This is a genomic window from Bdellovibrionales bacterium (genome assembly GCA_016714165.1).
Classification (GTDB): Bacteria; Bdellovibrionota; Bdellovibrionia; order Bdellovibrionales; family UBA1609; genus JADJVA01.
The window spans coordinates 16,128-42,028 of record JADJNU010000002.1; the positions used below are offsets into that span (position 1 = coordinate 16,128).

General features: G+C 44.6%; 27 protein-coding genes, 1 tRNA gene and 1 pseudogene. 9 read left to right on the top strand and 20 right to left on the bottom strand.

From position 1 onward, the window contains the following. Positions 1-5: 5 nt before the first annotated feature. From secF to IPJ71_11285, 12 genes and pseudogenes are all read right to left on the bottom strand, one after another. Positions 6-988 (bottom strand): annotated as a pseudogene (gene secF, locus IPJ71_11230) (protein translocase subunit SecF). A gap of 10 nt (positions 989-998) precedes the next feature. After that, positions 999-2,705, bottom strand: coding sequence for a protein translocase subunit SecD (gene secD / locus IPJ71_11235; protein ID MBK7844251.1), 1,707 nt, complete (start codon positions 2,703-2,705; stop codon positions 999-1,001). Continuing rightward, a complete protein-coding gene (yajC, locus tag IPJ71_11240; protein ID MBK7844252.1) occupies positions 2,702-3,028 on the bottom strand; it encodes a preprotein translocase subunit YajC in 327 nt (108 codons plus the stop codon). Before yajC ends, secD begins: the two co-directional genes overlap by 4 nt. Before the next feature lie 95 nt (positions 3,029-3,123). Then, positions 3,124-4,251, bottom strand: a complete 1,128-nt coding sequence (tgt, locus tag IPJ71_11245) for a tRNA guanosine(34) transglycosylase Tgt (protein MBK7844253.1) — start codon at positions 4,249-4,251, stop codon at positions 3,124-3,126. Next, positions 4,218-4,853 carry an S-adenosylmethionine:tRNA ribosyltransferase-isomerase gene (locus IPJ71_11250; protein MBK7844254.1) on the bottom strand — a complete coding sequence of 212 codons (636 nt, stop codon included), beginning with the start codon at positions 4,851-4,853 and terminating at the stop codon, positions 4,218-4,220. Before IPJ71_11250 ends, tgt begins: the two co-directional genes overlap by 34 nt. Positions 4,854-4,866: 13 nt before the next feature. Then, positions 4,867-5,283 (bottom strand): S-adenosylmethionine:tRNA ribosyltransferase-isomerase, encoded by a 417-nt coding sequence (locus tag IPJ71_11255; GenBank protein ID MBK7844255.1) that lies wholly within the window; start codon positions 5,281-5,283, stop codon positions 4,867-4,869. Between the two features lie 50 nt (positions 5,284-5,333). After that, positions 5,334-5,594 (bottom strand): twin-arginine translocase TatA/TatE family subunit, encoded by a 261-nt coding sequence (locus IPJ71_11260; GenBank protein ID MBK7844256.1) that lies wholly within the window; start codon positions 5,592-5,594, stop codon positions 5,334-5,336. A 245-nt stretch (positions 5,595-5,839) separates the two neighbouring features. Next, positions 5,840-6,457, bottom strand: a complete 618-nt coding sequence (locus tag IPJ71_11265; protein ID MBK7844257.1) for a VTT domain-containing protein — start codon at positions 6,455-6,457, stop codon at positions 5,840-5,842. Between the two features lie 55 nt (positions 6,458-6,512). Continuing rightward, entirely contained in the window at positions 6,513-7,085 is a 573-nt protein-coding gene (locus tag IPJ71_11270; GenBank protein ID MBK7844258.1) for a biopolymer transporter ExbD, read from the bottom strand. Further along, positions 7,082-7,525 (bottom strand): biopolymer transporter ExbD, encoded by a 444-nt coding sequence (locus IPJ71_11275; GenBank protein ID MBK7844259.1) that lies wholly within the window; start codon positions 7,523-7,525, stop codon positions 7,082-7,084. The genes IPJ71_11270 and IPJ71_11275 overlap by 4 nt, the downstream gene beginning before the upstream one ends. Then, on the bottom strand, positions 7,525-8,172 hold the full coding sequence (locus IPJ71_11280) for a MotA/TolQ/ExbB proton channel family protein (GenBank protein MBK7844260.1): 648 nt from the start codon (positions 8,170-8,172) through the stop codon (positions 7,525-7,527). Before IPJ71_11280 ends, IPJ71_11275 begins: the two co-directional genes overlap by 1 nt. Positions 8,173-8,259: 87 nt before the next feature. Further along, positions 8,260-8,520, bottom strand: coding sequence for a hypothetical protein (locus IPJ71_11285; protein ID MBK7844261.1), 261 nt, complete (start codon positions 8,518-8,520; stop codon positions 8,260-8,262). Positions 8,521-8,725: 205 nt separating this feature from the next. Between IPJ71_11285 and IPJ71_11290 the strand changes: the two genes are divergently transcribed. After that, positions 8,726-8,812: transfer RNA gene (locus IPJ71_11290), tRNA-Leu, on the top strand. Positions 8,813-9,101: 289 nt separating this feature from the next. Here IPJ71_11290 and IPJ71_11295 read toward each other — a convergent pair. The 3 genes from IPJ71_11295 to IPJ71_11305 all read right to left on the bottom strand — a co-directional run bounded on the left by IPJ71_11295 (position 9,102) and on the right by IPJ71_11305 (position 12,468). Beyond that, positions 9,102-10,724 carry a hypothetical protein gene (locus IPJ71_11295; GenBank protein ID MBK7844262.1) on the bottom strand — a complete coding sequence of 541 codons (1,623 nt, stop codon included), beginning with the start codon at positions 10,722-10,724 and terminating at the stop codon, positions 9,102-9,104. A 234-nt stretch (positions 10,725-10,958) separates the two neighbouring features. Continuing rightward, a complete protein-coding gene (locus IPJ71_11300; GenBank protein ID MBK7844263.1) occupies positions 10,959-11,435 on the bottom strand; it encodes a hypothetical protein in 477 nt (158 codons plus the stop codon). Positions 11,436-11,664: 229 nt separating this feature from the next. Beyond that, positions 11,665-12,468 carry a hypothetical protein gene (locus IPJ71_11305; GenBank protein MBK7844264.1) on the bottom strand — a complete coding sequence of 268 codons (804 nt, stop codon included), beginning with the start codon at positions 12,466-12,468 and terminating at the stop codon, positions 11,665-11,667. Between the two features lie 235 nt (positions 12,469-12,703). On the opposite strand from IPJ71_11305, the gene IPJ71_11310 reads away from it, so the two are divergent. The 6 genes from IPJ71_11310 (at position 12,704) to IPJ71_11335 (ending at position 18,485) form a co-directional block, all read left to right on the top strand. Continuing rightward, positions 12,704-13,447, top strand: coding sequence for a response regulator transcription factor (locus tag IPJ71_11310; protein ID MBK7844265.1), 744 nt, complete (start codon positions 12,704-12,706; stop codon positions 13,445-13,447). Then, a complete protein-coding gene (locus IPJ71_11315; GenBank protein ID MBK7844266.1) occupies positions 13,437-14,738 on the top strand; it encodes a HAMP domain-containing histidine kinase in 1,302 nt (433 codons plus the stop codon). Before IPJ71_11310 ends, IPJ71_11315 begins: the two co-directional genes overlap by 11 nt. After that, positions 14,689-14,844 carry a hypothetical protein gene (locus tag IPJ71_11320; GenBank protein MBK7844267.1) on the top strand — a complete coding sequence of 52 codons (156 nt, stop codon included), beginning with the start codon at positions 14,689-14,691 and terminating at the stop codon, positions 14,842-14,844. Before IPJ71_11315 ends, IPJ71_11320 begins: the two co-directional genes overlap by 50 nt. A 300-nt stretch (positions 14,845-15,144) precedes the next feature. Continuing rightward, the gene (locus tag IPJ71_11325) at positions 15,145-15,798 is read left to right on the top strand and encodes a hypothetical protein (GenBank protein MBK7844268.1); all 654 of its coding nucleotides are present in this window, start codon (positions 15,145-15,147) and stop codon (positions 15,796-15,798) included. A gap of 60 nt (positions 15,799-15,858) precedes the next feature. Next, on the top strand, positions 15,859-16,212 hold the full coding sequence (locus IPJ71_11330) for a hypothetical protein (GenBank protein ID MBK7844269.1): 354 nt from the start codon (positions 15,859-15,861) through the stop codon (positions 16,210-16,212). Continuing rightward, positions 16,209-18,485 carry a hypothetical protein gene (locus tag IPJ71_11335; GenBank protein ID MBK7844270.1) on the top strand — a complete coding sequence of 759 codons (2,277 nt, stop codon included), beginning with the start codon at positions 16,209-16,211 and terminating at the stop codon, positions 18,483-18,485. Before IPJ71_11330 ends, IPJ71_11335 begins: the two co-directional genes overlap by 4 nt. Before the next feature lie 109 nt (positions 18,486-18,594). On the opposite strand, the gene IPJ71_11340 is transcribed toward IPJ71_11335, so the two are convergent. After that, complete coding sequence (locus IPJ71_11340) at positions 18,595-19,572, bottom strand: hypothetical protein (protein MBK7844271.1); 978 nt, start codon at positions 19,570-19,572, stop codon at positions 18,595-18,597. Positions 19,573-19,808: 236 nt separating this feature from the next. Next, positions 19,809-20,849 (bottom strand): sodium:calcium antiporter, encoded by a 1,041-nt coding sequence (locus IPJ71_11345; GenBank protein ID MBK7844272.1) that lies wholly within the window; start codon positions 20,847-20,849, stop codon positions 19,809-19,811. A 252-nt stretch (positions 20,850-21,101) separates the two neighbouring features. On the opposite strand from IPJ71_11345, the gene IPJ71_11350 reads away from it, so the two are divergent. Beyond that, positions 21,102-22,115, top strand: a complete 1,014-nt coding sequence (locus IPJ71_11350; GenBank protein ID MBK7844273.1) for a rod shape-determining protein — start codon at positions 21,102-21,104, stop codon at positions 22,113-22,115. 144 nt (positions 22,116-22,259) lie between these two features. Here IPJ71_11350 and IPJ71_11355 read toward each other — a convergent pair whose 3' ends face one another. The 3 genes from IPJ71_11355 to IPJ71_11365 all read right to left on the bottom strand — a co-directional run bounded on the left by IPJ71_11355 (position 22,260) and on the right by IPJ71_11365 (position 24,642). Then, positions 22,260-23,618 carry a HAMP domain-containing histidine kinase gene (locus IPJ71_11355; GenBank protein MBK7844274.1) on the bottom strand — a complete coding sequence of 453 codons (1,359 nt, stop codon included), beginning with the start codon at positions 23,616-23,618 and terminating at the stop codon, positions 22,260-22,262. Positions 23,619-23,621: 3 nt separating this feature from the next. Further along, positions 23,622-24,323, bottom strand: coding sequence for a response regulator transcription factor (locus tag IPJ71_11360; GenBank protein ID MBK7844275.1), 702 nt, complete (start codon positions 24,321-24,323; stop codon positions 23,622-23,624). Between the two features lie 118 nt (positions 24,324-24,441). Then, entirely contained in the window at positions 24,442-24,642 is a 201-nt protein-coding gene (locus IPJ71_11365; GenBank protein ID MBK7844276.1) for a hypothetical protein, read from the bottom strand. 274 nt (positions 24,643-24,916) lie between these two features. Here IPJ71_11365 and IPJ71_11370 point away from each other — a divergent pair, with 274 nt between their 5' ends. Next, positions 24,917-25,891 carry a TerC family protein gene (locus tag IPJ71_11370; GenBank protein ID MBK7844277.1) on the top strand — a complete coding sequence of 325 codons (975 nt, stop codon included), beginning with the start codon at positions 24,917-24,919 and terminating at the stop codon, positions 25,889-25,891. Positions 25,892-25,901: the final 10 nt, after the last annotated feature.

The following is a 25,901-nucleotide window of genomic DNA, read 5'->3' on the forward strand; positions in this document are numbered from 1 at the left end:
CAAGATCAAACCGTCGATGGTTTACGATTGAGACTATCAAGTAAAATAACGAGGGGGCTTGCAACATAAATAGTAGAATAAGTACCTATTAAAATACCCAACCCCATAGTGAATGCAAAATCTCTGATCACTCCACCCGCAAATAAATACAGCGCAATGACAGAAAGAAGAGTCGCACCTGAGGTCAAAATTGTTCGAGACAAGGTATCGTTTATCGACCGATTTACTAACCAAGTAAACTTTTCCTCTCGAAAGAGGGGCTCATTCTCACGAATTCTATCAAAAATAATGATCGTGTCGTTCAAAGAATATCCAATGACTGTCAAAACGGCGGCCATGGTCTGTAAATTTACTTCACGACCAAACAAAGAGAATATCCCTAAAACGACAATTGCATCGTGAAAAAGACAGAACACAGCGCCCGGCGCAAATTTATAATCAAAACGCAGACCAACATAAATCAAAATGGCCAAGAGACTATAAAACCCCGCAAGAAGCCCGTTCCTTTTCAGTTCTGAACCAGCCTGAGGCCCCACCGAATCGACCCGACGAATCGACGCTCCCTCACCAGAAAACTTGCCGTTAACCCGGTCGTTAGCTTGGAATTCAGGGCTTGCAGCATATCGTTTGTTTCTTTTTCCGTTTTTCCCGAGATGGATTCAAGCCGAATTAAGTACTCATTTCTATCATCAGTCCCACCAAAAGACTGAACTGAAGCCGAACCGTACCCCATTTGCTTCATAAACTCGCGAACCTTGCCGATTTCTACCTTCTGGTTAAATAAGACCTGGACCTCGGTTCCACCAGCATAATCAATTCCATAGTTAAATCCCTTTATAAGGATCAAGGCCAAGGACCCGATAACCATTAAAGTAGAGACAACCGCAAAAACACTTCCTACTCCCAAAAAATTTATTTTCCCAGGGTGATGATGACTTTTCGAAGGCCCTGCCTTGGAGCTATTCACATTTGCGTCTCGTCTTCCCATCTTCTTCTCCTTAAACAGAGGCAATATTTTTAACTTTAAACCACTTGGTCATAATCTCAATCAAAACTCGGCTAACAAATACGGCGGTAAACATGGAAGTCACGATTCCAATTGTCAAGCTGACCGCAAAGCCGCGCACTGGCCCCGTGCCGTAGTACATAAGGATCAAACTGGTAGCAACAGTCGTGATATTCGCATCAAAGATTGAACTAAATGCGTTCGAAAAGCCATCCTTAATCGCAGCAGATGTCCCGGTTCCCTTACGCAACTCTTCCTTGATCCGCTCAAATATAATGATATTGGCATCTACCGCCATCCCCACTGTCAGAGCTATGGCCGCCACTCCAGGTAGGGTTAAAGTTGCTCCCAATGAGGTCAGAATTGCCAAAAGAAAAAGCACATTCAAACTGAGCGCAATATCGGCAATAATACCCAACTTGCGATAATAGAGGGCCATAAACAGGAAAATGAGAGCTACGCCAATAAGGGTTGCCTTCTTTCCTGCCGCAATGCTGTCCGCCCCGAGATTGGGTCCCACAGTTCTTTCTTCAAGCTGCTCCAAATTTGCCGGAAGAGCTCCAGCGCGAAGTGCAGTCGCAATAAAATTGGCTTCATTTACTGTTTTTTGATAGTCTCTGCCGCCGCCCAAAGTGATTCGTGCTGAGGAAGAGGCAATCTTTCCTTGAATGACTGGAGCACTCTGAACAATTTCGTCAAGAACGATCGCCATTTGTTTGCCAACATTTTTCTCTGTGATCTCACCAAATCTGCGTCTGCCGTCAGGACTAAAGGAAAAGACAACTTCTGGCTCGCCATATTCACCGGGATGAACACTTGCATCCTCAAGCTGATCTCCCGTCAGATCTGTGTCACTCATAACTAAATAAGGAATTTTTCCAGCCTCAAGAGTTGCTGCTTCCTCGGGTTTTTGAAAAACAACGAGAGTATTCTCTGGTATCTTGCCTTTAAGATCCTCATTTAGCCTTTTTACATACGCCAAATAACGCAATCCGTCTTTACCGAAAGCATAATTGCCTGCCTTCTCGGCCGAACCAATAAGCTCAGCCAATTTGGCCTGCTCAACATCTCTGGAAACAATTCGAAAATCCAAGCGGGCGGTACGATTAATTAACTCTTTCGCTCTGACCGCATCTTGAATCCCAGGGAGCTGGACTAAAATACGCTCGCTCCCTTGCGCAGAAATACTCGGCTCCGCCACTCCGAACTCATCGATTCGATTTCGAATCACTTCGATGGCCTGATTGATAACCTGCTGCTTTTGATCTCTGATAACGTTATCAAAATATCTCAGAGTCACTCTATTTCCTGCTGTCTCCAAAATCTGAATTGTGGCTGGGTAGGTATCAGCGATATAGCTTTTCAAGCTCTTCACGTCGACGTCTGATTTGAGGACGACATCTAGCCTCGTTTTATCTTCTGCCTGAGCAGCAATGCTCTCAACCCCCACATTTCTATTTTTAAGTTCATCTCTGAGGCTTCTCGACAACCGCACCGTTTTCTCAACAATGATCCCGTGGGTATCCACTCCCATAACAAGGTGCAAGCCACCCTGGATATCCAAACCGTAGACCATTTTCTTTTTCGAGAACCACCAATCACCTTCTTTAAAATCAATGAAATTGGGGGCGATCCAAGCACCTGCTAAAAGTACAGCTGCGATGACGATAGCAAAACGCACTTTGATGTTTTCAGTCATTTCTGTTCCTCACTCGATGGCCCCGAAATTTGACTTTTCAAAATCCGGAGACGGACACCATCTGCCACTTCAAGTGTGACAAATTTTTCCGTCAGACCCTCTATCGTTCCCAAGATTCCTCCGGATGTCAAAACCGAATCGCCCCTCTTGAGAGAAGACATGAATTCCTGCTGCTTTTTATGACGCTTCTGTTGGGGGCGTATGATAAGAAAAAAGAAAATCAAAAAAATGAACACGAATGGGATCATTTGCTCAAGAAAATTGGGAGCTGAGGCTCCATTTGCTTGCTGAGCCCAAGCGATCTGACTGAACACACTGAACATAATTTACCTCCGAATCAATTCGGTCCACAAATGATCATCGGAAACGAAAAAAATCAATGAGGAAGTGTCCAAACTCACTGAGAAAAAAGGCTTGCCTACTGATTGTCCTGCGATTTAGCGAATCGCGTTAAACAAAAATCACGGTATTCTGGCCAACTCCCATCCTGAATGGCTCGTCGAGCTCTTGCCATAAGCTGGGAGTAGAAATGGAGATTATGTATGGTATTGAGACGCGCAGAAACAATTTCACCGCTCATAAACATATGCCTGAGGAAGGCTCTCGAATAATTTTGGCAGGTGCAGCAGTCACATTCAGAGTCCAGGGGGGCTGGATCCTCTTTGTATTGAGTTCTCTTTATATGTACTTTTCCGGACCAGGTGAACAGAGTGCCGTTTCGCGCTGTTCTCGTTGGCATCACGCAATCAAACATGTCAATTCCCGAATCGACTGATAAAATAAGGTCAAGCGGGGTCCCCACGCCCATCAGGTAACGAGGCTTATTACGGGGCATTCGAGGCCCTATGACCTTTACAAGCTCATGCATCAAATGAATAGGCTCACCAACGCTAAAGCCCCCCAATGCATACCCGGGAAGGTCGACACTTGTAATTTGATCGAGACTTTCAAGGCGAAGATTCAAATCCAAACCTCCCTGAGCAATTCCGAACAACATGCTCTCTTGCCTCACCATGCTGGCCTTGGACCGAAGCAACCAACGGTAAGTTAAATCCATGGATTTTTTTAGACTCTCGCTTGTGGCCGGATAAGCTGGGCACTCATCAAATGCCATGATGATATCGGCACCGAGGTCCATTTGGATTTCCATGCTCTTTTCAGGACTGATAAAATGCTTTGCCCCATCCAAATGGCTCCGAAATTCCACTCCCTCTTCTGAAATCTTGGCCAATTGAGAGAGAGAAAAAACCTGAAATCCGCCACTATCAGTTAAGATCGGGCCTGCCCATCCTGTGAATTGATGTAGTCCGCCAAGTCTCTGAATCGTCTTTTCACCGGGTCGAAGATGCAGGTGATAGGTGTTTCCGAGAATGATCTGGGCGCCCAGGTCCTTGAGTTCATGGGGGAGCATCCCCTTCACACTCCCTTTTGTTCCAACGGGCATAAAAACTGGGGTTTCGATGGCTCCTCGTGCGGTCTCTAAGATCCCTGCGCGAGCTTCACCATTTTGCTTTAAGAGTTTGAACGAATTGAAGGTCTCTCCCATATGGTCAAATCTCCGTAGCTAAAGAGTCTAAATTGGTGATCAATCGCCCAACGATAAGATTCCATCACCTTTTCCCGGCCCGCAAAGGCACAAACCAATGCTAACAATGAGCTCTCGGGCTGATGGAAGTTGGTCATTAACACGTCTACGACCCTAAATTCAAACCCTGGACGAATAAATAAATCCGTATTTCCGCACACTCCTCCCTCAAATTCAGAAAGCAATCCACTCGCCCAAGACTCGAGAGTACGGGTGACGGTCGTACCCAAAGCAAAAACCCGTCCCCCCTTGGATCGAGTCATCTCGATCAAATTGAGAGTCTCACGAGGAATAGAGCACCACTCTTTGTGCATAAGATGCTCAGACAAATCTTTGACTTTGATTGGAAGGAATGTGCCCAAGCCGACGTGAAGAGTCGTCAAAGCGATGCCAACGCCCCGATCGCCCCAATACTTCAGATCGTCTTGAGAAAAATGAAGACTGGCGGTGGGTGCAGCTGTACTTCCCAAATTCCTCCACCAAGCCGATTGATAATTCTCCCGATCCTTCTCCCGATTGTGCCTCTCGCCCCTCGCTCTTTGAATATAGGGAGGAAGAGCCAATTCTCCATATTGGTCAAAGTATTCGGGGCAAAAGCTCCTCTCCCTCGATTTTCAAAATTTGTGGAAGTCCTTTTCTGACAAGAGTCGCGATCCGCCCACCGGGAAGCTCCATTTTTTTTCCGAGAGCCAAACCTCTCGCCGGGAACAAGACCTGCCACGTGTCTGGCGACTCTCGACAAACAAACAGAATCTCCCTATTTTCGGGGGTAAAAATTCGGCAGGGGATCACTCCCGTATCATTGAGAACAAGGAGGTCACCGGGTCCTAAAAGATCACGCGCCTCGCTCAGGTTCAACTCTCTGGGATTTGTGACAGGTCCGATTGTCGGAGATCGATTGCCGGCCCCAACGAACATAACCCGGGAAGACATAGCGCGCTCTGTCGCAACCAATGAATCGGGATAACTGTAGCTAAAATCTGATATTTTCAATATATGAATCTGGAAAGTCTTAGGCCAGCCATTTTCATTCGGGCTTTATTCTAGACTTCCTCTTTTTCGGACTTTTTAACCTCTGATTTGACATCTGACTTGGTCGCACTGTCCCCGGCCTGAAGCTTTTCAGGTTGAGTTCTAGAGGTGCCCTCATTTTCCATGCTATCCATGCTCTCATCAAGTCCTTTTTTGAAACCTCGAATGGCTTGCCCTAAGGATTTGCCCAGATTTGGTAAACGACTGGGGCCAAACACGACCAAGACAATAAGAATAATAATAACCCAGTGAAACAGTGACATTCCGCCCATACAAACGGTCTCCCTCTTATCCTCAAGTTAACTTGGCCACGCCAAGCACTAAGCTTTCATCCTCAAACTACCCGCAACTGGCAACCCAATCCGCGCCTCTCATCCATATATCCGAAAAACTAAGCCGAAGCTACCCATATATTATCTATGCATAAGTGTATTATGGACCGGACGCAGATTCAATTCGAACAAGGACCCAAATAAAGGTAATTCTGACCACCCAAAACACCTGCCTACGATATCTCCTAGTCCTTGACTTCAGATGCGCCGCTGTGAAATGAAGCGGCAGGTGGAGAGCAAAAGAATTTCCGAAATATCTCATAAAAAATGGGGAGCATTGAAAGCAAAATAATTGCAAGCATGATCAATGAAAAGTTCTGCTTTACGATCTCAGTTTCACCAAAGAAAAAACCCGCAAAGAGAAACGTACAGATCCAGACAAAAGCACCAAAGATATTATAGTAGATAAACTTTAGCCTGGGCATCAAGCTTAAGCCAGCAACAAAAGGAGCATAAGTTCGGATAATCGGCAGAAATCTCGCCAGGAAAATGGCCTTCCCTCCGTACTTTTTATAAAATACTTCAGCCTTCTCGAGATGTTTTTCATTCAGGAATCGTCTTTTGCTATTTTTCAAAAAACGATTTCTACAGAAGTGTCCAAAGGAAAAATTGACCCCATCACCAAGAATGGCCGCACCAATCAAAAGGGGACAGAGCAATTTTAAATCCAACAAATCGGGCCGAACTGCACAAATGGATCCCAATGAGAAAAGCAATGAGTCCCCAGGCAAAAAAGGCATGACAACCAGGCCTGTCTCACAAAAAATCACTAAAAACAGGAAGGTATAAAGCCACGGCCCCATAAAAGTGGCGAGGTTCGCAATGTGGGCTTCCAAATGCAGAACAAGATCAAGTGCCTCATTTACCACCTACTTCGTTCCTCCTGACCGCAAAATTGATACCTTCCCAGCCCTCTGTAATCAAAACGGTCATGATCCTTTTCACCTCTAAAATTGGTGTTTTCTGATCTGCTTGAATGTTAATCTTCCTTTTCTCTGGCTGATTTGGATCGGGCGGCTTCTCTGAGCGTTTAAACTCCTGAAGTTTAGCCCTCAGCCCATCAAATCCCTCATCTGTACTGGGAATGGGTTGAATATATGCTTTTCCCTTGGCTGCCGCAAAGATAATTTCGTTACTGGTAATAGTTATCAGAGGTAAATTTTCGAGGGGAACTGAATGCTTCGCATCAGGTATCCGTATTTTAGCTTTAGACATAAAAAAGATCTCGCCGGATGCTGAGAAGTTCATCAAAAGAAAGATCACAAGCATAGAAAAAATGTCAATGAGCGCCGTCAACGGAAGGCCGGGCTCAGATTTTCTCATTTTCTTTTGATGCTGACGCTCTCGCAAAAAGTGAAGATCATATTTTGAGTGGAGGTGAAAGCCAGGGACGGTGATTTTGCGCTTAAAGCTCCCTTTCAAGTGACTCACTGTGTGCTTACTCCCACGTCAGTCCAACCACTTCCGACCAGGGTATCAAAAACAGCGATCATCGTCTGATACAAAACTCGATTTTCGGTATTCAGAACAACATCTCTCTTGTCAGGGTAGGTCTTCCTCCACCCAGCCAAGACTTCAAGCATCTTTTCTGTTTGCGGTCGTCCCTGTGTATCGAGCACCAAGGGAACTTTAGTTACATTTTCGTTCTCCGACATTAATATTTCGTTTCCAATGATGGTAACTGACAAAGAAATTGGCTTCTCAGTTGGAGGAGGCGTATCTTGGTCACTGCTTGTTACCTGGCTCGAATTTGTCGCAAGCGAATCAATATTCATCCAGACGGCTGTCATGAGAAGAAAACAGATCAAAACAGAAAACAGATCGATAAAGGGAACAAGATTGAGTTCATCATCGCCAGACGTAGCACTCATTACTTCCTCGACAATTTTTCACGATGGGTCAAAATGAAATTCAGAGTTGTCACGCTGACCTCATGAATATCGTCCACAACTCTCTGCGACCAATTATTAAATATGATATATCCAGCCAAAGTTGGAATGGCGACAATCAGTCCAAATGCTGTACAGTTCATCGCCTCCGCGATATTGGCAGCCAATACCGTGGCCTTTTCCGACGCCGAAACAGTCGCCACTGTTGCAAATGCACCGATCATACCGACGACAGTTCCAAGTAACCCCACCAGTGTTGCCATATTCGAGACAGCAGCAAGAATGCCGACATTTTTCTCAAGGCGAGGAATTTCTCTGAGAGCCACTGCATCCATTGCGGTTTGCACCTCCTCATCTCCAAGACGATTTGCGACGGCCATCAATCCGGCACGAACAATGTTTGTGAGCGGTGATCTTGACTGTGAAACAATCGCAACAGCCTTTTCCAAATTTCCCTGCAAGATATAAGAATTTATTTCATGCAGAAGACTGTCCTTATTAACGTTTGAAGCCGCCGAAATAACAGCAAAACGTTCAAGAATAATGGCCACAGCAAATACCGAGCAACCCAAAATTGGGTACATCGGCCATCCTCCCGCATGAAACGCCTCTGCAATACGTGCAAACATAGTTTCCCCTTATAATCTCATTATCTGCTAAACTCACAGACTTGCAGACCTATAGACATTAGACCCAACCTCTTTTGCTGACTTCAATTATCCTAACAAATTACTCAGACCAATCGATGAAACTAAATAAATATCCTGAAAAACTACACCAAAAGAGGGGGACGTCAGCTCGGAGGACAGAGAGAAAGAGCTCGTCCCGTATTGCCTTGCCGTATTGCCTTGCCTCTGTGTCTTTTCAATTCGCCTGCTCTGTCCATTTTTGCCTTTGGTCCAGCCCCCACCAAACGAGCCTATTCCCGGTAATAATTCAGCTTGTAACATGGCCCCTATCTGTGCCCCCTGAACCACTCTTCCCCCTGTGCCTCCTTACCCCAATCCATTTCCCAGCTTCTGGTCTCAAATTCATAACGCAGAGCAAAGCGACTTGATATGAATGTGAACCTAGCCGCTCTTTGCCTCAGGTCCTGATTGACAGGTATTAGACCCCCGACTATTTTGTGGCCGCTACACCTCAATGTGAATGCATGTGATGTAAATGATGAATGATGTATGTGCGCGCGTGGCGAAATTGGTAGACGCACCAGCTTGAGGGGCTGGCGCCCGCAAGGGCATGGTGGTTCAAGTCCACTCGCGCGCACCATTCAACATTTTCATTCATTTGCACCAATACCGCAAATGGCTTTCTCAAAATAAATCGCACATTTACGCCATCTAAAATCGGGTTGAAGTAGGGTTCTACGGGTCTATGGTTCTACTCACTTGATGGTGGAACTTTATCCAAATCCCAAAAAAATCATAAACTTAGCAACCGAAGCCTGCAGTTAAAAAAGCTTCTGTATCCAAAAGCCCTGTGTCGAGCCGGAGTAAGACGACAGCCCTCGAGAATCAATAGAAAAACTCAAGAGCAAACATAAGGTCCCTTCCAGTCTTCAAAAAGGAAAATCAATTTCAATTTTCCCCCTGAAAGGCAGACTGCACTCCTTAAATTCGAAATCCTTGTCACAACCAATGGCCTCGCGAAGTGGCGTTGAGAAGAGCTCCTTTCTTCGCTGATCGCCTTCCGTATGAGCGTCAAAAATGTATTCCTTTTCGATCGCGCTCTCATCAGGAAAGTGACTCGCGAGTGATGGTCGCAGACACTGCCATGAGCTACTGGCTAAAAATTTATTCTGCCTATCCCACTGAAGCGGGAGTTTAGACAACAGTTCGGCCATCGCATAACTTCCGATCACGTCGGCAAAACGCTCATAAGGTGGCGAGGAGTAGCCTTCCGTCTCCATTAGACTACGAGATGAATACTCACCTTCGATTTTTAAGGTCCTCTTGAAAATCTCAATACTCATGTTCTTAGCGACTTCAATTGCATTTTTCATCCTTTCGGATAACGGCGCTTCAGAACACCGGTACTCAGCAGTGAAATACATCATCGTTGTTAACTCGTCGTCGATAGGTTCTTCTCCTTGAGTCCAAAGGTAGTAGCTACAAGGGTTAAAATAATTTGGATTTTTCTGTTTTCTGCCATTAATCATTGGGATTTCTGATTTTGTAATTCTTAGAAAACGATCAGTTGATGCCAAACCAGAGATTCTGTCCAACACAATAGACTTGGCGAAGCGATCGATGTCTTCTTGCGCTATTGTTTTTGAGGTCTCCCTACGCTTCAAACACCTCTGAAACTCTGGGAGATCCGGTTGATAGCCCACCAGCGACTCGAGTGAGGTGGTGAATTGTCTTTTGTATTCATACCAGCTCTCGCAAGTGAATGCCTTGGGTTCACAAGTCTGTTTACGTAGGAGTGAAAGACCCTTTCCAAAATCAGATTTGATCTGAAAAATATATTGGCTGCGATCGATTCCCAGGGCATGACCCATTTCATGGGCAAGGGTTTGAATAATATCTTCGCTATTGAAATCCCCAGCGCAAATAGTCAGAACATTGAGGTAGGTATAGTAGTATGCATTTATTGTCGTTGTCGAACACTCCTCGTTGGATATAGCGGGAAATGCGCCCGGTAGGACAAGCCTTACTTCTGAGATTCTCTTGCTCCAGTCGTTACGAACTGACTCTGGAATATCAAGACTAGCGAGCATGCGAAGATAACTTTCTTGAAGACGGGTAAAACCTTGTTCGACTTTTTCCCAATTCTTGTCGTTACGCCAAATAGCACGAGAAACCTCTGAAATCAGATTTCGGCGATGCCCTCGCCGTTCGAGATCAAGCTCCACAGGAACCAGATTCTCGGACAGCCTGTGGAACCCAGGGTATTTACTTACCATTCTCGATAAAATCGTTTCATTAAATGCAACCGACCAAATAAAGCCGAGCTCATAACCGAGCCGATCAGATGCCAAACGCTGCCCTTGAGTCATCTCAATTCGAGGCCTGCGCCTCAAAAACTTCTCCATTTTTATGAAATAATGATGACGTTCCAGCGCTTGATAAAAATCCTTCGGTAGATACCTGCGATTGCGAAGTTTTGCGTGAGCGTACTGGTAGAATACTTGCGAAAATTCATTCCGCGTTTCACCTTGCAAAACTTTTATCGATCTCATGGCTCCCTTTACCTCAAGGTTACCTAAAGCTTCAGGAGAGTATAGATAGGTACAATACTTATCCAAAAGTGCTTTGCATTTGGGCCGCTTTGCTTTCCCATATGCTTGGTCTGAGGAAAATACCTGTAAGGGGTCCTTTGGCTCCATTGGACGATTGAAAGTGCAGGAGCCAAGCGGACATACCAGTAAGATTAAAAGGGAATAAAAGAAATCATTCCAGCGCATATTCACCAATCAATTTTTAGACTTCTCTGATGCAGCCTTGCCATTGACAACCGGATTTGCGGCTGGTGTGCCTTGTGGGGCAGCCACCGAAGTTGAAGTTTGAGCTTGGTCGGTGGTACACTTAAACCCAGCGGATATAAGTTTTTCTCGTATCCGATCACGAACTTGCGCACAATGGGTAATTCCTATCTGTGACGAGGCAACAGGGACATGACTGCCAAAGTTTGAATACCAAAGCTTACAACCTTTCGGCTGCAAACTCTCAACTCTTAGAGTGCGCGATTGACCGTCACGATCACAGGTTGTTTCATCCTTCTTTACATCACTCTTTACCGAGTTTACTGGCTGACTCAGTTGAATCGTAACCCCGACCTGCTGAGTTGCCGTAGGCGTCGGTGATGCGGTAGATATCTGCTTCTTTTGCGGATTTGAACAACCGAAAATTAAAGCTGCTCCTGATATCAATACATAGAACTTTATGCGCACTGTGTGCCTCCTTTTTTGTTTCGTTTGCTGTCATACTTTGTAGACCTGTCCCATTGGGGCTGATCGGTTTTCAGTTCGTTGACTAACGAATCTAGAACAAATTCGAAACTGCCATAACGCTGGCAGATTAGACGTTGCCTATCCGCACTTGTGCCATGTCTTACAATCTGCTTTAACAAGTCGACATGTCTGCCGTAGTTGTTCTCTTCAATAAGGAAAGAAAGGTCATTCAGACTGAAAGATTTTTTTTATCGACTCTCTGACAGATGAGATGAATCAACGCGACGATTGCCTCTGTTTCCTTAATAGTTGCGGGAGAATCAACTATCCTGGGTTCAATCGTTCCAAGTCCTAGACTTGGCCTCATGTCCAACCGTGGGTCCTTTGGACAACTGATCGATCCAGAATTCAGCAGCCCATCATAGACGGATATAAATTCTATCCAAATCTCAAATGTAGAAGGGTGACTGCCCCTAGGCAGAGCTTCAAAATAGGCGGTGCTTGAAGATACCAGCTGCGTGCTTTCACCATTGCAAAAAGGCGAACTTGAGAACGGGGTGATAAAGAGTGGAAAATAGTGAGACAAAGCATTTACAACAAGAATAGCGTAATTCCTATTTTTCTTTCCGATCTGCACGTGAAGGCAAAAAATAAGAGGTCGCTTTGCCATCCGTTGATGATTCCCCAGAGCTTTCTTATATCTGGCTTCTGGAAAAATAATTCTATCTTCGTATGTAGCAAATGAATGCGTCCCCGCTGAAGAAATCCACAGATTGAGTTTATCAAATGCTTCAAGCAACTTAGACATTGAGGAGCGAAGGTATCGACCCACCTGGTGAGCGTCTTTACAAAGATCAGTCGTTACTTCAATCATGCTTTGATAAATTTCAGTCCTAAATGAGTTCACACCCTTTAAAAGTTCAAGCACCTGCAGCGAAGACGAACTGAGATCAAGAGAATCTCGATCCAAAAGTCGGAGATCAAGCTCAGCTCCTATCGGCAAAGACTGTGAATGCTCAAACCATAAATTCAAATACGCTCCTTAAAAAAGCGGGGCCTTGATTGCTCCAAGCCCCGCCAACAACCTAAAGGAAAAAACATAAAAGGGAGACTTTCTTCAGGATGACTTACCTAGTAAGTGCTCGCAACTCCGCTGGTCGCGTGCTTTACTTCTGGCATCAACAGAATATATGATGTATTATCAATATCTTATGAGAGAGATTCAAGGCGGGACTCCGAGGATAAATTTAAATTTATCCCCAGATCAGATGATTCCGAAGTCATCTTCCAATACAATTTTGCAATCATCTCAAAATGGAAAGGGAAGAAAAATCGACGAGGTATTGTTGAATCGTGTTCTTATAGTCGAGGATGAAAACAAGCTACTTGGACATTTGGTTCGAATAATATCTGATGAAGGATTTTCTACATTTACATGCACCTCATTTCCTGAACTCGAGAACATTCTCAAGATACCTATCAGGAAATTTGATATCATAGTTTTGGACCGACTTCTCCACGGCAAGGATACTGCGACATTAGTCGGTCGCATTAAGGAAGTGCTTCCAGACATAAAAATTTTGATTGTGTCGGCCGTCAATACTCCAGCCGAAAAAGCAGCTCTCCTCGATTTTGGCGCTGATGACTATCTCGCCAAACCCTTCGACAGTGATGAACTTGTCGCCCGTGTTCGCGCCCTCCTACGTAGAAATCGTTCAGAACTGAGATTAGGAAATGTAACTCTCGACTCAGACAAACGAACCGTTAAAATCAACGCGCTAGAATTGGCGCTTCAGAATAAAGAGTTTATCCTTCTAAGAACCTTGATTCGCTCTCCAGGAAAGGTCTTCAACAAAGTCTTTCTCTATGAGAATGTTTGGGAAATGAGCCCGGATGTTGAGAGCAACGTAGTCGAAGCCACCGTCAATAAACTTAGACGCCGCCTTGAAGAAGCTGACGCAAATATTTCGATTAAAAGCATGCGCAACAAAGGATATTGGGTTGAGGAATAGATTTTTCTTCATCATTCTTGCAACACTCATTTTGGCGGCTGTCGGGATCAACATCGTTCACGTTTACTTCTTTAAGAGTCAGCGTCTAAAACTTATCGACAGACAGATTGCTGAAAGCTCAGAATCTCTCCTCAAATCTAGGGAATTCAATCTCTCAGTTAAAAATATTTCTACAGTGGAAGAAGCAATTTCCAGAGCTCTCAAGGGCGCTCGAATTGGAAAAGTGTTTGTTTTAAGAGACTCCGACGGTAAAATTGTTTATCAAAGCTTTAACGTTGGTCTCTTGAAAGCAGAGTTACCTATTCATCCTGAATGGGTAGCCGTAGAAACAGAAAACGAGTACGTAAGAGTCAGAAACGTACGGCTCCAAAAAAGAAATCTCACTTTGCAAGTCGGGCTTGTTCTTGATCAAAATTTTCTCAACTGGGAAATCCTGGACAATAGGGTCGTCAACTACGTTACGGGGATTGTGATCTCATTGTTCTTAGCCTCAGTGATTATTACTTTGGTGCTTCTGTCTCCATTGCGACTGCTGATAGGTCACCTTAAGGAAGCGACGTCAAATTTAATCAATTTAAAGGATTTTCGACCACTACCCAATCGACTCACCCAATATACTCATGGCTTTTGGGCGCGATCTGACGAATTCTCGGGTCTATTGAACGTCACCCAAAAGCTCATCGACCGTATTAATTCGAACCACAAGCTAACAAGATCTTGGACGTTACAGATGGCGCACGAACTCAAGACCCCCCTAGCTATCATTCGCGCAGAAACGGAAGCAAAAAGAAATACCAATCTTTTGCCAGACAAATATACTCAGAACATTATACAAGAAATTCAACAGATGTCTGATATCATCAGTCAGTTCCTAGATTGGGCAGAGCTTGAAAACTCACAGTTACAAAAGGATCTTCATGCGCTCCGTATGAAATCGGTAGTAAAAGCGGTTGCCGCCCGACTGGATAAGATTCGTCCTGGTCGCATTCAACTTCGCCTCGATTCTGATTTTTCTGTATTTGCCAACCCAGGACACCTAGATCAGCTCATTGCGAATCTTGTAACAAACGCTCTTAAATTTTCTCCAGAATCAGAAAAAGTTGAGATTGTTCTCTCAAATCATTTCCTGGTAGTTAAAGACCATGGTTTAGGTATCCCCAAGGAGGTAAAAGATAGAATTGGCGAACCATTCAATGTCCCTCTGCTACAGCCACCGCAGATTGAGAGTAGCGCCAGGATTTTTGACCGGACTTCTCTTCATGTGGATCTTTCTTACTCGATTCATCATTGAATTCATTAAAGATAATCAAGTCACATTCCAAAAATCGCTCCCTCTGACCATCAGACAATATACCAGAATCCAAAGTATTTTATTATGCCTTATTACCCTCGGATAATACCAAACAATATTGGCGAACCTGAAACAGCCACGATCAACGAATAGAGTCCTATCAAGAAAACTGAACTGACACACATGTGCCGCCCGATTTGGAATTATTAGATACTTATGCGTTCGATAGAATTGGATCACTCAAAGAGATCGCCAGAATCATTTTGTAAAACACGCCCCTGAAGCCATCCTTGTTTGGAAATCGTCAGGATCAGGTTAGAGAATTGCATTTACCCAATATCTGCTTTGGGTTAGTCGCAACTCGTAGTACCTCTGACTCAAATTCGCTTGCCGGAGGGGGGAAAGCGTGCAACGACTCGGTCACTTTCTGTTGGGATTGGTAATTCCGGCCTTGGTATTTTGCTCTTGGGCTCAGGCGGCCACCCGTTTTTTTATAGATTTTGATAACACCGTTGTTGAAACGCGCTACGGAATGGGAGGTAGCTTTGTTACGAAGTTTGTTTTGTTCCGAATTGGAGTCCGTCACAGCCTTTTAGAAAACGATCTCATCGAACCAGAATTTATCGAAGTTACCCCCTTCGATATGGAACGAATGAGATCAGAGTTGGCCCCAAATGAAAGGACACCCGGTAATATAGCGACTCGCTTCACATTAAGTGACGGCAGCATGATAATTCCTGGGCACTATCTCATAAGACCCTTTGAGTCTCACATTTATTTTCGCTCCCATTCTGATCCGACCAAAAACCATCTGCTTGAACAACTGAACTTGGCCTTAGAAAAAACACCGCGAGATGCCTGGAAGGGACCCTTTTTTGAAGTTCTGAAAACCCTTCTTAGCCATGAAGAGAGTGCGTCTGCGGTAGCTATTCTAACAGCTCGAGATCAGAAGCCTGAATTTATTCAATTTTGGCAGCGACTGAAAGATCTCAACTACATAGAACATATTCCGAACCCGGACCTTCACTTTGGCGTTAACTCTCCTGCTTTTGATATTTAAGGAGGCTACAACGAAAACGCGAAGCGTAAGCGCGGTGTTTTGGAAGATGCCATAAAATTAATGCTGAAAGTACCGGTCGGCGAACACGATATGACATTGGCCCCATCTGGCCGGGGCCTCAGGCCTCAACATTCAATTATTTTTGTCGATGATCAGGAGACCAATCTTGAACAAGCGATTGAATTATTTCGTCGCTATGCTCGAATGAATCCAAATCCAAGGGTGCCTATTAAATTTGGTGTTTTTAGCATGGGTAGTGAAACTGAAATGAGATCTGCGAGACGGCCACGATTTGGCATTATGCGCGAAGACGGCACATTTCGGCCAGCCACTCCTGGTGAAATCCACGGAGAGCTCAAACCAAAGTGCAGCACCGTTCTTGGTCAAGCTGCGCAGGAGGATCGACTCTCTTGAAGGCAATATTTTTTCTTCTCATTTTGGGAACAAATATCTGTATCGAGACGCAAGCACACTCTGAAGAAGATAACAGTAAGGCGACATGCGCATCTGCTCTTAGCTCCTCAGATTTATCTTTGGAAACAGCTACCTACGCGCGAGCACTAGCTGAACTCGTTAAAAGAGACAAACGTCTCCCCACCAAAGACGACCTCGCCTGGAAACTGAGAAGCACCGTCGGATCTCTCAGCAGTTTTTTTCGCAAACAGGATAATCCGAGCAATATCAAAGATCTCTACATCTTGGCCCGCGTACATTTTCCAAAGCCCTTTAGTGAGTTGCGCAGTTATGCCGTGCGCATGTTGGCCACATATTTTACTGACCATTACAAAGAGCCTTCACCACCGGAACTTTTTGATTTTATGCGCAAGCGCAATCCCAAGCTTGCGAGCCTGCCTGATACTGAGTTTTCCCTTCTATACGATCTCAATGGTCTTGTCAGTGAAGCAATGGCAAAACATCCAAATCACTTCTCAGGAATTCGCTCTGATGTTATTCGTGCCTTTGGCAAGGTGACCAAAACAGTCGGACGTATACCTACTGACAAGGAAATGGCTGAAGCTCTTGGATTATCTCTGTCAGAATACTTAGATTTATTCAATAAATACAAAGTTTTTGACTCCGTCAAAGAACTCAAGCAGCTCGCTTGGGATGATGAAAATCATCAGTTTCGGGACGCAATCAATACAGATATTTACAACCCCGAAAGATTGATCCAGTTGGAAAAGGCGATTTTAAATAGAGAACGTTTGATTGTGACGACGGCTGTTGCTGGGCAAAGGGTCAATCGTGATTTTCTGGCCGCTCTAATCTCGTACTGCAAGAAAAACGACTGTGAAATCCTCGTGTTTCCGGCCAATATGCAAACGACTGGCTTAGACCCATTGCTGCTCGAAACAGAGGGCGTTCATATTATTACTCACTCCATTTTGCTCTCACCTTGGTTAAATCTTAACGACATAAAAATTGGTGCGAAACAAATAGACCCGTTAACTGGACTTGATCGTTTGGCGCCAGTGGGACAATCACAGATCATTGGTTCGCCAAAAATTCGTAGCAAGGTTATCGCTACCAGCCTCAATGCCTTAAGCCCTCACCGACTCATCACCACAGGTGCCATCACTGATCCGCTCTATAACGGCAAACACTACATACATAAACGCTCTGATGAAATTGCAGAAAATGATCACATTCTCGGGGCAGTTATTCTTGAAAAATCCGTTGGCCAATCTTTGTCGTTAGGACTTCCTACATCTGGTTTTTTTCACCCCCGGCACATCGAGTTTGTCCCAGAACGCCGCGGCTTTACAGATTTAGACTCTTTTTATTCTGGTGACGCGATTAAAGATCAAAAAGTGGATAGTCTCGTTTTTGGTGATGTTCACGTCGGCGACACAGACCCAAAGATCGAAATCCTCTTTCGCCCATTGATTCGGCGATTAAAACCGAACTATCTTGTTTTTCATGATTTCTTCAATGGCCACTCCGTCAATGGCCACGATCGCCACAGACGGCTCACACTTGCCCAAGATGCAGATGCCGGTCGCTTAAATCTAGAAGCAGAGCTGCGTGCCAACGCTGCATTTTTAAATGCCGTTTTAGCGATCTCACCTCATACGAGAGCTGTTATTGTGCCCTCAAATCACAATTTTTGGCTAGATCGCTGGCTCGATGAAGGTGCCTACTTTAATGACCCAATCAATGCCAGGCTGGGTCATCAATTGGCTTTAGTAAAGCTCCAAGGTCATAGCCCCTACCAATATGCTTTGGAGAATTTTGGCTTAGACAAGGCCAAGAGATCGCGAATTATTTTTCTTGGGCCAGGCGAATCTTTTCGGCGTGGCCCTCCAGGCCGACAAGTTGAACTAGGGGTTCATGGCCACATGGGAATTAATGGAGCTAAGGGTTCTCTGCGCTCACTCATGAAAACCTCAGATCGAATCGTTTTTGGTCACATCCACACAGATCAGCGCTGGAATGGGTCAGTAAGCGTTGGAACATCGACAAAATTGCACCTGCGTTACAATCGTGATGGCCTCAGCAACTGGATTCAGACCCTTGCGACTGTGTCCGTGGAAGGTGAAATTCAAGTGGTACAGCTACAAGGAGACGAGTGGTTTCGCCGACCATCAGACAACATACCAGAATCCAAAATATTCTTTATGCATTCTTACCCTCGAATAATACCAAACAATCTTGGCGAACCTGAAACAACTACGATCAACGACTAGGGTAATATCAAGAAAACTGAACTGACACACATTTGCCACCCGATTTTGTCATTGGATATTTTGAAATCACAACAAAGTGACCTTTTTTTATGTTTGTGCAAAGTCAAAATCAGTTCGATTTTGGTCGTCTCCCAAACCAACCCAGGACAGCAGATAGGCAACTTTTCCTTTTTGGCATTGACATTGTCGCCTCCATCCTCCTTTTCAGAAGGCCCATCCCGCCGTTAGGCCCATAAAATTGGTCGATAGGAGTATACACTGGGACAACTGGTCCACCCTCCACATTGCGAAAAGCAGTTTGTCTCCCAGGGAACTCCACATAACCCAATTCATGAGTAGTCCCAGTTTCAGATTCTCGGAAACTTATCCCTTGAATTTCACCCCCTATTCCCCTCTCAATTACCAATTTATTGCCTTGTGAATCCCCAAGCACTTGTTCTCCTCCAAAACCCAGTCGATTGAGCGCTGAAAGTTGAGCATTTGAGACCTGGGTAGTAATATCATCCCAATAGAAAAACACCTTTTCACTGTCTAGTACCTGTTTTTCCACTCGAAGAGTAAAAAAAGGCTCATCATAAGTCCTAGGCCACATCACAGTTTCATGGGTCGAAGAGACGTCCGGGAATTCTTCAACATGAATCGCGCCAGACCTGAATCTATCCTTAAATACTTCTAAGTCGGCATTAGCTAACCTGATGTATTCATCCCTTTTTAGTCCGTCGGTATCGTCAATGGACACAATAATCCTGTCGTTAGCTCCCACTACTCGCGTTGGATTATTTATGGACTTGTATGCAAAAAAACTAAATTCAAACTGATCACTTGCGGCGGGGGGGGTCTCAAAATCTGATGTCCGGAGTTGATGTACCGTCTGAGAATCGCCCCAAAAAACAACCAGGTGTTGTTCAAGACCTCCAGCCGGAGAATTGCCGTCAGAATTTAACTCTGCAAAGAGAAGGAATTTATTATCCGTATTCCTGAAACCCTTAATTAGGCGAATATCCGACGGACTATTGGCACTGCTTCTGCCAGAAAAAGGCATCCCCAGGGCGGCGACAATCAATAAAACAAACGAGATGTTTTTCACTCATACCCCATTTTCAATCAAGGCTTTGCCTCGAAAACAATGCAATCCATATGCCATCTCTATAGGTTTTTCCCTATCCAATTAATTTGAAGGCTTCGCCCGCGACCATTATCTGACAAAGCACCCGTCTCCTCGAGGTCGCTGACATGATGAGAAATCGTTGCTCCCGTTAGGTCACATTTTTGCGCTAGGGACAACCGGGCTGTGGTTCCTTTATTCGCACAGTCAATAAGGCATCAAGCAGACTTCAGACTATACAGCAAAACCAAAAACAACAAGATCACCACCACGACTACCTCTGAACTTGGTTCAGCAAGACGAGATCGTTCCTTTTTCCTATAGAGCTGACCCATAACCGCAATACCAGTTGCAACGACCACACTCAAAGCTGTCACTGCATGTATACTTCTTACAGAACTAAACAGCACTTTGGCATACATGAAATCCAGCGGCACAAATAAAATCATATTGAACGCATTGCTACCAAAAATATTTCCCAAGGCTAAATCTGGTACGCCCATGCGAAATGCCGCCAGAGTGGAGACCAACTCGGGCAGAGAAGTGGCGAGTGCGACGAGGGTTGTCCCGATAAATGTGTGCCCCAAGCCAGAAAAACTGGCGATTTCATCTGAAGCCCCCACCAAGTGTGGGGCCGCCACCAAGATAACCAATGCCGAAGCGACGTAACCTGAAAATGCAAGTATCAAAGGCCGATACTTAGGATTTCCCGGTAATTCTTGCATGAGCCCATCTTGCGCGCAATTGAATGGCACAGAAGCAAGTAATTGACTGGAATTCTCACTTCCCTCACGAAATATAAGCCTTAAACCATACAAGTACACAATTGCTACAGCCCAAGAAAATACACTGACCCCAAAAAATGAAGTTTCAAGTCTGGACGCAATCCCAATGCCCACGATCGCTGTCAAAACAATGGTAAGCACCGCCGCCAGAGAGTGATGCAAAAACTGAGGCGAAAATGCGGTCCGTCTGAACGCCGATGGAAACGCAAAATCCAATACCGCGAGAATAAGTAAATTGAAAAGACTACTTCCAAGAAGATCTCCAACGGCAATATCTGGAAGGTCGAGTCGAACAGCTTGAAGATCAACCATTAGCTCGGGCAAGGATGTGGCACCAGCAAGCAGCAGTCCCCCCACAAACATTCTGCCCCAACCAGTCGCCTCTGAAATTTTATCGGCGAACTTGGTCAGAAAAGAGCCCGCAATGACAATTGCGAGCGCAGATAAAATAGACTGAAATAAAACAAAAGCCATTAAAACTCTTACCATCCCTCATGCTGGTGGCAATATTGCAAACCATTTTGCCTTCGAACCAACCACTCTTTGTCTCGCAAATGAAGTATCTTGGCAAATCCTTAGTTTTTTCTTTTCAGCGTAGCTCGCTCCTTTAAGTGGGAATGTTCTTCACTTTCTTGATAGTACCTTTTGCTTGAATCACTGGACAGGATGGAATAACGTTGTTTTCAACCTGCTATAAGAATGCGAATGGATAAAATGGTTTGTTCAATGAGAAACGAATTTTACATCGACCTTGGCACTGCGAACACGCTCATTTACGGCAAAGGACGTGGTTTTGTACTCAATGAACCCTCTGTGTTGGCTTTCACGGAATCATTTTCTCGTCGCCGAAGTGTTTTCGCCCTTGGTAGATCTGCAAAGAAAATGATTGGAAAAACTCCCCCTAGCATTTCAATCGTTCGCCCCTTAAAAGAAGGCGCAATCGCAGACTTCGAAAGTACTGCGGAGATGCTGACCATATATATCCAGAGGATTCGAGACCAACTTTTTTGGTTCAAGCCAAGATTAATTATTTCTCTCCCTTGTCGTGTCACAAAGTTCGAAAAGCAGGCCGTCGAGGAAACAGGGTATAGTCTTGGCGCAAGAAAGGTTCATTTGATAGACGAACCAGTCGCTGCTGCAATTGGAGCAGGATTGCAAGTACTGGGTAAACGAGCCCAAATGATTGTCGATATTGGAGGAGGTACGACAGAAATTGCGGTTATTGCTATGGGTGGAATGGTGGTTTCAAATGCAATACGTATCGGCGCGGATAAATTGGACAGTGAAATCATTGATCATCTGCAGACTCGGTACCATTTCTCAGTTGGAGAGCAGACAGCCGAATTCATTAAACTGGAGATTGCAAACGCGGATTTAGACCAAGGTGAAAATTATTCCTGTGAGGTCGGTGGCATTGATCTGCAGTCAGGGCTGCCACGGAAAATCAGCCTGACTAGTAAAATGATTCAAGACCCAGTCGATAGATACGTGAAACAGATTATAGGGGCGATACGCTTTACCCTCTCTGTCTGCCCGCCAGAAGTGTCTGGCGATATTTCAACCAGCGGAATTGTTTTAGCGGGAGGGGGAGCCCTTCTGTTTGGTCTGAACTCAAAATTGACCGCCGCACTTGGTATCTCAGTGAGAACTGCAAAAGACCCATTGCTTTCGGTGGCCTTCGGTGGCGCAAAGGCACTTGAAGACTCTAAGCTGTTTGACATTGTCGAGCGCTCTCAATAGCTGATGATCATTTTATTAAGACGACTGGTCGCGGTATCCAGCATTCAAATTGATGTCACTTGGAATTCAAGAGTGGGCCTAACCTAAAGCTATCTCTTCAGCTACTAAGTGCCTGATTTTCCCCCAAAAATGAGAGACACAGCTTCAAGAAAACTGAACTGACACGCCTGTGCCGCCTGATGAAGATTCAATCTTCAACAACCAACCATATTTTTCGCAAAGAGAATTGACCCAAGCAAGACCAAGCCCCGAACTGAAAGCTCCTGCTTCTACCCCTTGCCCTCGGTTGAAGGGACTTCCCAAGGACTCAAGAACACTATTTGGAATTCCGGCTCCCTTGTCTAGAACCAGAAGTTTGTCCTTCTCGACCCTACAAACAACAGACTCCTGAGAGTACTTTAAAGCATTGCTCATTAAATTGGTCAGCAATTGATGAACGTGGTCTGGCAGAGCAAAAACAGTAACATCGCTCACAACCACCAGCTCCACACGACCCTTGTACAGACGGTTGAAGTCATCAACAACTTTCACCGCCACTTCACGAAGTTTTATCGCATAAATTTCGTCAGGTTGATTAGGATTGGAGCTTAATACGCTCCACTGTAAAAAATCATTTATTAACTTAGTCAAACGATCAATCTCGGCGAGAGCCTGACTTCCAAATTGGCGAACCTGATCAAGATCATTCGATAGATTCAAATCACTCAGATAGTTCCTCAAAATGGTGAGTGGAGTTTTCAATTCATGGGTGAGTATCGCCGTTTGCGCATTGAAAGATCGAGTGTAGGTCTCCAATTTTCCCAAAAATCCGGTGATCTCCACGCATAAGAGTTCAAATTCGTCCTTCGTCCTTTTGTTTCCTCGTGAAAGGATTTTTAGCTGAGGCCCCACAACGAATCCAGAGAGAGGCCGCCCAATTTTCCGGTCCAATTGAACTGACATTGACCGCAAATCCCTAGTTAGTTGACGCAACGGAAAAAAGAGAACCTCAGAGCTGTAATAAGCGACAAGAACCAATAGAATCAAAATTAAGAACATGAAAATGGCCAAGCGAAGGCTAACCGTGCTCCACCAACTCATGAGCGTCGGATCAAGAACCATGCCCACTTGAATTATGATTCCTCCACTCGGAAAATTAAAAACTCGCACACTTCGGCCTTTGATAGACTCTGTGCTCCATCGATCCTTGCTATTAAATTTTAGCGGCAATTCAGATCCAGTGAAGTTTTGAGCCAAAAGTTGACCTTCAAAATTGTAAATATTAATAATTTGATCAACTCTCTCCTCGCCCAAAAGATCATGAATCAGATCATCAGTTGTTTCGAGATTTTCAACCAAACTCACTGACAATCCGGAGGCAATCAGAGTCGAGGCTATGGTTTCGAGGCGCAGGTCCAATAAACGCATCTTTTCATTTTCGAAAAATAAAAATTCAAGAACAGAAACAACAGAAATTGATCCCACCAAAAAAGCGAGAACTACAAAAAAGAATCTTTTTCTCATCTATTATTCTTCAATCCAATATCCAAAATTTCTCTTGCTTTCTATCCGCGCTGAACTACCACAGGCCTCCAGTTTTCGTCTTAAGGTTTTGATTGTACTTTCCACGACATTTGATTCTGTCGTCCTATCAATTTCCCAAACTCTGTCCAGAATCTGAAAACGATTGTAGACTCTACCCGGATGATCCATGAATAGACTTAAAAGTTGAAATTCCTTTCGGGTCAGATCTATCTTAGCCGGCCCGACCGTGGCATTTTGAGTTTTTAAATCTATGAACAAATTGCCCAACACGCGAAGGCTCGCATCTACCGCACGAACGCCATTGGAACGACGAATCACAAGTCGAAGCCTCGCGGAAAGTTCCTCCAAAGAAAAAGGTTTTGACAAGTATTCATCTGCACCCGCATCAATAATCCGGGCCTTTTCGGACGGCGTGTCGAGTGAGGAAAGAACCAAGATACCCGCCTCCGGAAACCGAGCCTTCAGTTTCTCTATCAGAGTAGCACCATCCTGACGGCCTAACATTCGATCCAAAATAACAACAAGGGGAGGTTCAGTATCGGTGGCCATAAAAGCCTCGACCTCTCCAACCGAAGAACAAGCTTCCACCTGGTAAGCCTCGCGCCCGAGCGCCTGAGTCAAATATTGAGAGAGTCGTGGATCATCTTCAATCAACAGGAGAAGCATAAACTCGTCAAATCTCATTTTTTGAAGTTCTGGTCACCAATTATTTAGATACATAGGATGAAAGCAAGCCTGATCAAAAAGAGACTCCCTGCTGAAAAATCTCTTCAGCAGGGAGAATTCTGAGAAAAATGGCAATCTATAGCGATTTGGATTCAATGCACTTTTTAAGCTCATCGCCTTTGAGATTTTTGTTTTCAGTCAGGCAAGCTTTCTTTGCTTTCTGTTCATCCTTACTCACCTTCTTTGAAGCATGCATAGGACTTGTGGCGTGACCACTTCCCTCCGCAAACGCAGTTCCACCAGAGGCCAACATGAGGACAACCAATAATTTATTCATAATCTGAACTCCTTTATTTTTGTTCAGTTAATAATTGATTCCACTCTAACCCCTTGGGATGGCTTCACGATGAAGCGAAAATGAGTATTTTCTCACAATCAAATTATCCAGGCCCTAAAGCCAAATAATTATTCGCCTTTTTATGAGTCCTCTTGTACAGTGCGCCAACATGACAGGTTTATTTGGAAATAATTTGAAAAATTTATCATCATCGCGTCGATGGGCACACGTACCAATGTGCCCATTATCAATATTGGAAGGCCGGAAATAGATCATGAGCTCACTCACACCAGGCATCTCAGTGGCACCTCCCTGGCTATGGGGTTCCTTTGTCGCAGGAGTCCTTATTCTCCTGATAATAGACCTGAGTCTTTTTAATCGAAATCATCAAAAAATTAGCCCTAAAGCGGCCCTCATAGAGGGATTCATTTGGGTTGCGATCGCACTTTTCTTCAATTTTTGGTTCGCCTCTGCTTTTGGAAAAGAGCTGGGCGTTCAATTCCTGACTGGATATCTCGTTGAGAAAAGTTTAAGTGTTGACAACCTTTTTGTTATTCTATTGGTGTTTCGATCATTTCGAATACCGGAGGCCTATCAACATCGAGTTCTCTTTTTTGGAGTTTTGGGCGCTATTGTCCTCAGGGCCATCTTTATCATTCTAGGCGCCCATCTTGTAAATGCGTTTCATTGGGTGCTCTATCTTTTTGGCCTTGTTCTTGTGGTGACCGCAATCAAGTTCATGCGGGATACCGATGATGAAATCAATGCCACCGAAAATTGGTCCATTCGCTTTCTGAAACGCTTCATTCCAACAACCTCACAAACTAAAACGCACCACTTCTTTGTGAAAGAGAGCGGGAAATTGAAGGCAACACCTCTCTTTCTTTCTCTCGTCGTTATTGAGGTGACTGACCTCGTCTTTGCTGTGGACTCGATACCTGCAGTTTTTGCTGTCACTCAAGATGCCTTTGTCGCTTTTGGATCAAATATTTTGGCGATTCTTGGATTAAGAGCACTTTACTTTGTTCTCGCAGACTGGGTCACAAGGTTAAGATATCTGAAGCCAGGCCTTGCGGCTACTTTGGGATTCATTGGCACTAAAATGCTACTGATGGATCTGATAAAAATCCCAAGTTGGATTTCGCTACTCGTAATCATATCAATTTTGGCCACCGCTGGCCTGAGTTCCTGGTATGTTTCAAAAATTGAGGAACGTCAAAAGGAAAAAAAAGATCCCTTTTCGAATTGAGATATCGAAC

What these genes read in the sequence shown, in the direction of transcription:
- IPJ71_11350 (MBK7844273.1), top strand. Translation starts at nt 21,102, where the DNA reads ATGAGAAACGAATTTTACATCGACCTTGGCACTGCGAACACGCTCATT.
- IPJ71_11275 (MBK7844259.1), bottom strand. Translation starts at nt 7,525, where the DNA reads ATGAGTGCTACGTCTGGCGATGATGAACTCAATCTTGTTCCCTTTATC.
- IPJ71_11355 (MBK7844274.1), bottom strand. Translation starts at nt 23,618, where the DNA reads ATGAGAAAAAGATTCTTTTTTGTAGTTCTCGCTTTTTTGGTGGGATCA.
- IPJ71_11295 (MBK7844262.1), bottom strand. Translation starts at nt 10,724, where the DNA reads ATGAGATCGATAAAAGTTTTGCAAGGTGAAACGCGGAATGAATTTTCG.
- yajC (MBK7844252.1), bottom strand. Translation starts at nt 3,028, where the DNA reads ATGTTCAGTGTGTTCAGTCAGATCGCTTGGGCTCAGCAAGCAAATGGA.
- IPJ71_11370 (MBK7844277.1), top strand. Translation starts at nt 24,917, where the DNA reads ATGAGCTCACTCACACCAGGCATCTCAGTGGCACCTCCCTGGCTATGG.
- tgt (MBK7844253.1), bottom strand. Translation starts at nt 4,251, where the DNA reads ATGGGAGAGACCTTCAATTCGTTCAAACTCTTAAAGCAAAATGGTGAA.
- IPJ71_11345 (MBK7844272.1), bottom strand. Translation starts at nt 20,849, where the DNA reads ATGGCTTTTGTTTTATTTCAGTCTATTTTATCTGCGCTCGCAATTGTC.
- IPJ71_11330 (MBK7844269.1), top strand. Translation starts at nt 15,859, where the DNA reads ATGCTGAAAGTACCGGTCGGCGAACACGATATGACATTGGCCCCATCT.
- secD (MBK7844251.1), bottom strand. Translation starts at nt 2,705, where the DNA reads ATGACTGAAAACATCAAAGTGCGTTTTGCTATCGTCATCGCAGCTGTA.
- IPJ71_11365 (MBK7844276.1), bottom strand. Translation starts at nt 24,642, where the DNA reads ATGAATAAATTATTGGTTGTCCTCATGTTGGCCTCTGGTGGAACTGCG.
- IPJ71_11265 (MBK7844257.1), bottom strand. Translation starts at nt 6,457, where the DNA reads ATGGGGCCGTGGCTTTATACCTTCCTGTTTTTAGTGATTTTTTGTGAG.
- IPJ71_11360 (MBK7844275.1), bottom strand. Translation starts at nt 24,323, where the DNA reads ATGAGATTTGACGAGTTTATGCTTCTCCTGTTGATTGAAGATGATCCA.
- IPJ71_11260 (MBK7844256.1), bottom strand. Translation starts at nt 5,594, where the DNA reads ATGGGCGGAATGTCACTGTTTCACTGGGTTATTATTATTCTTATTGTC.
- IPJ71_11280 (MBK7844260.1), bottom strand. Translation starts at nt 8,172, where the DNA reads ATGTTTGCACGTATTGCAGAGGCGTTTCATGCGGGAGGATGGCCGATG.
- IPJ71_11310 (MBK7844265.1), top strand. Translation starts at nt 12,704, where the DNA reads ATGATTCCGAAGTCATCTTCCAATACAATTTTGCAATCATCTCAAAAT.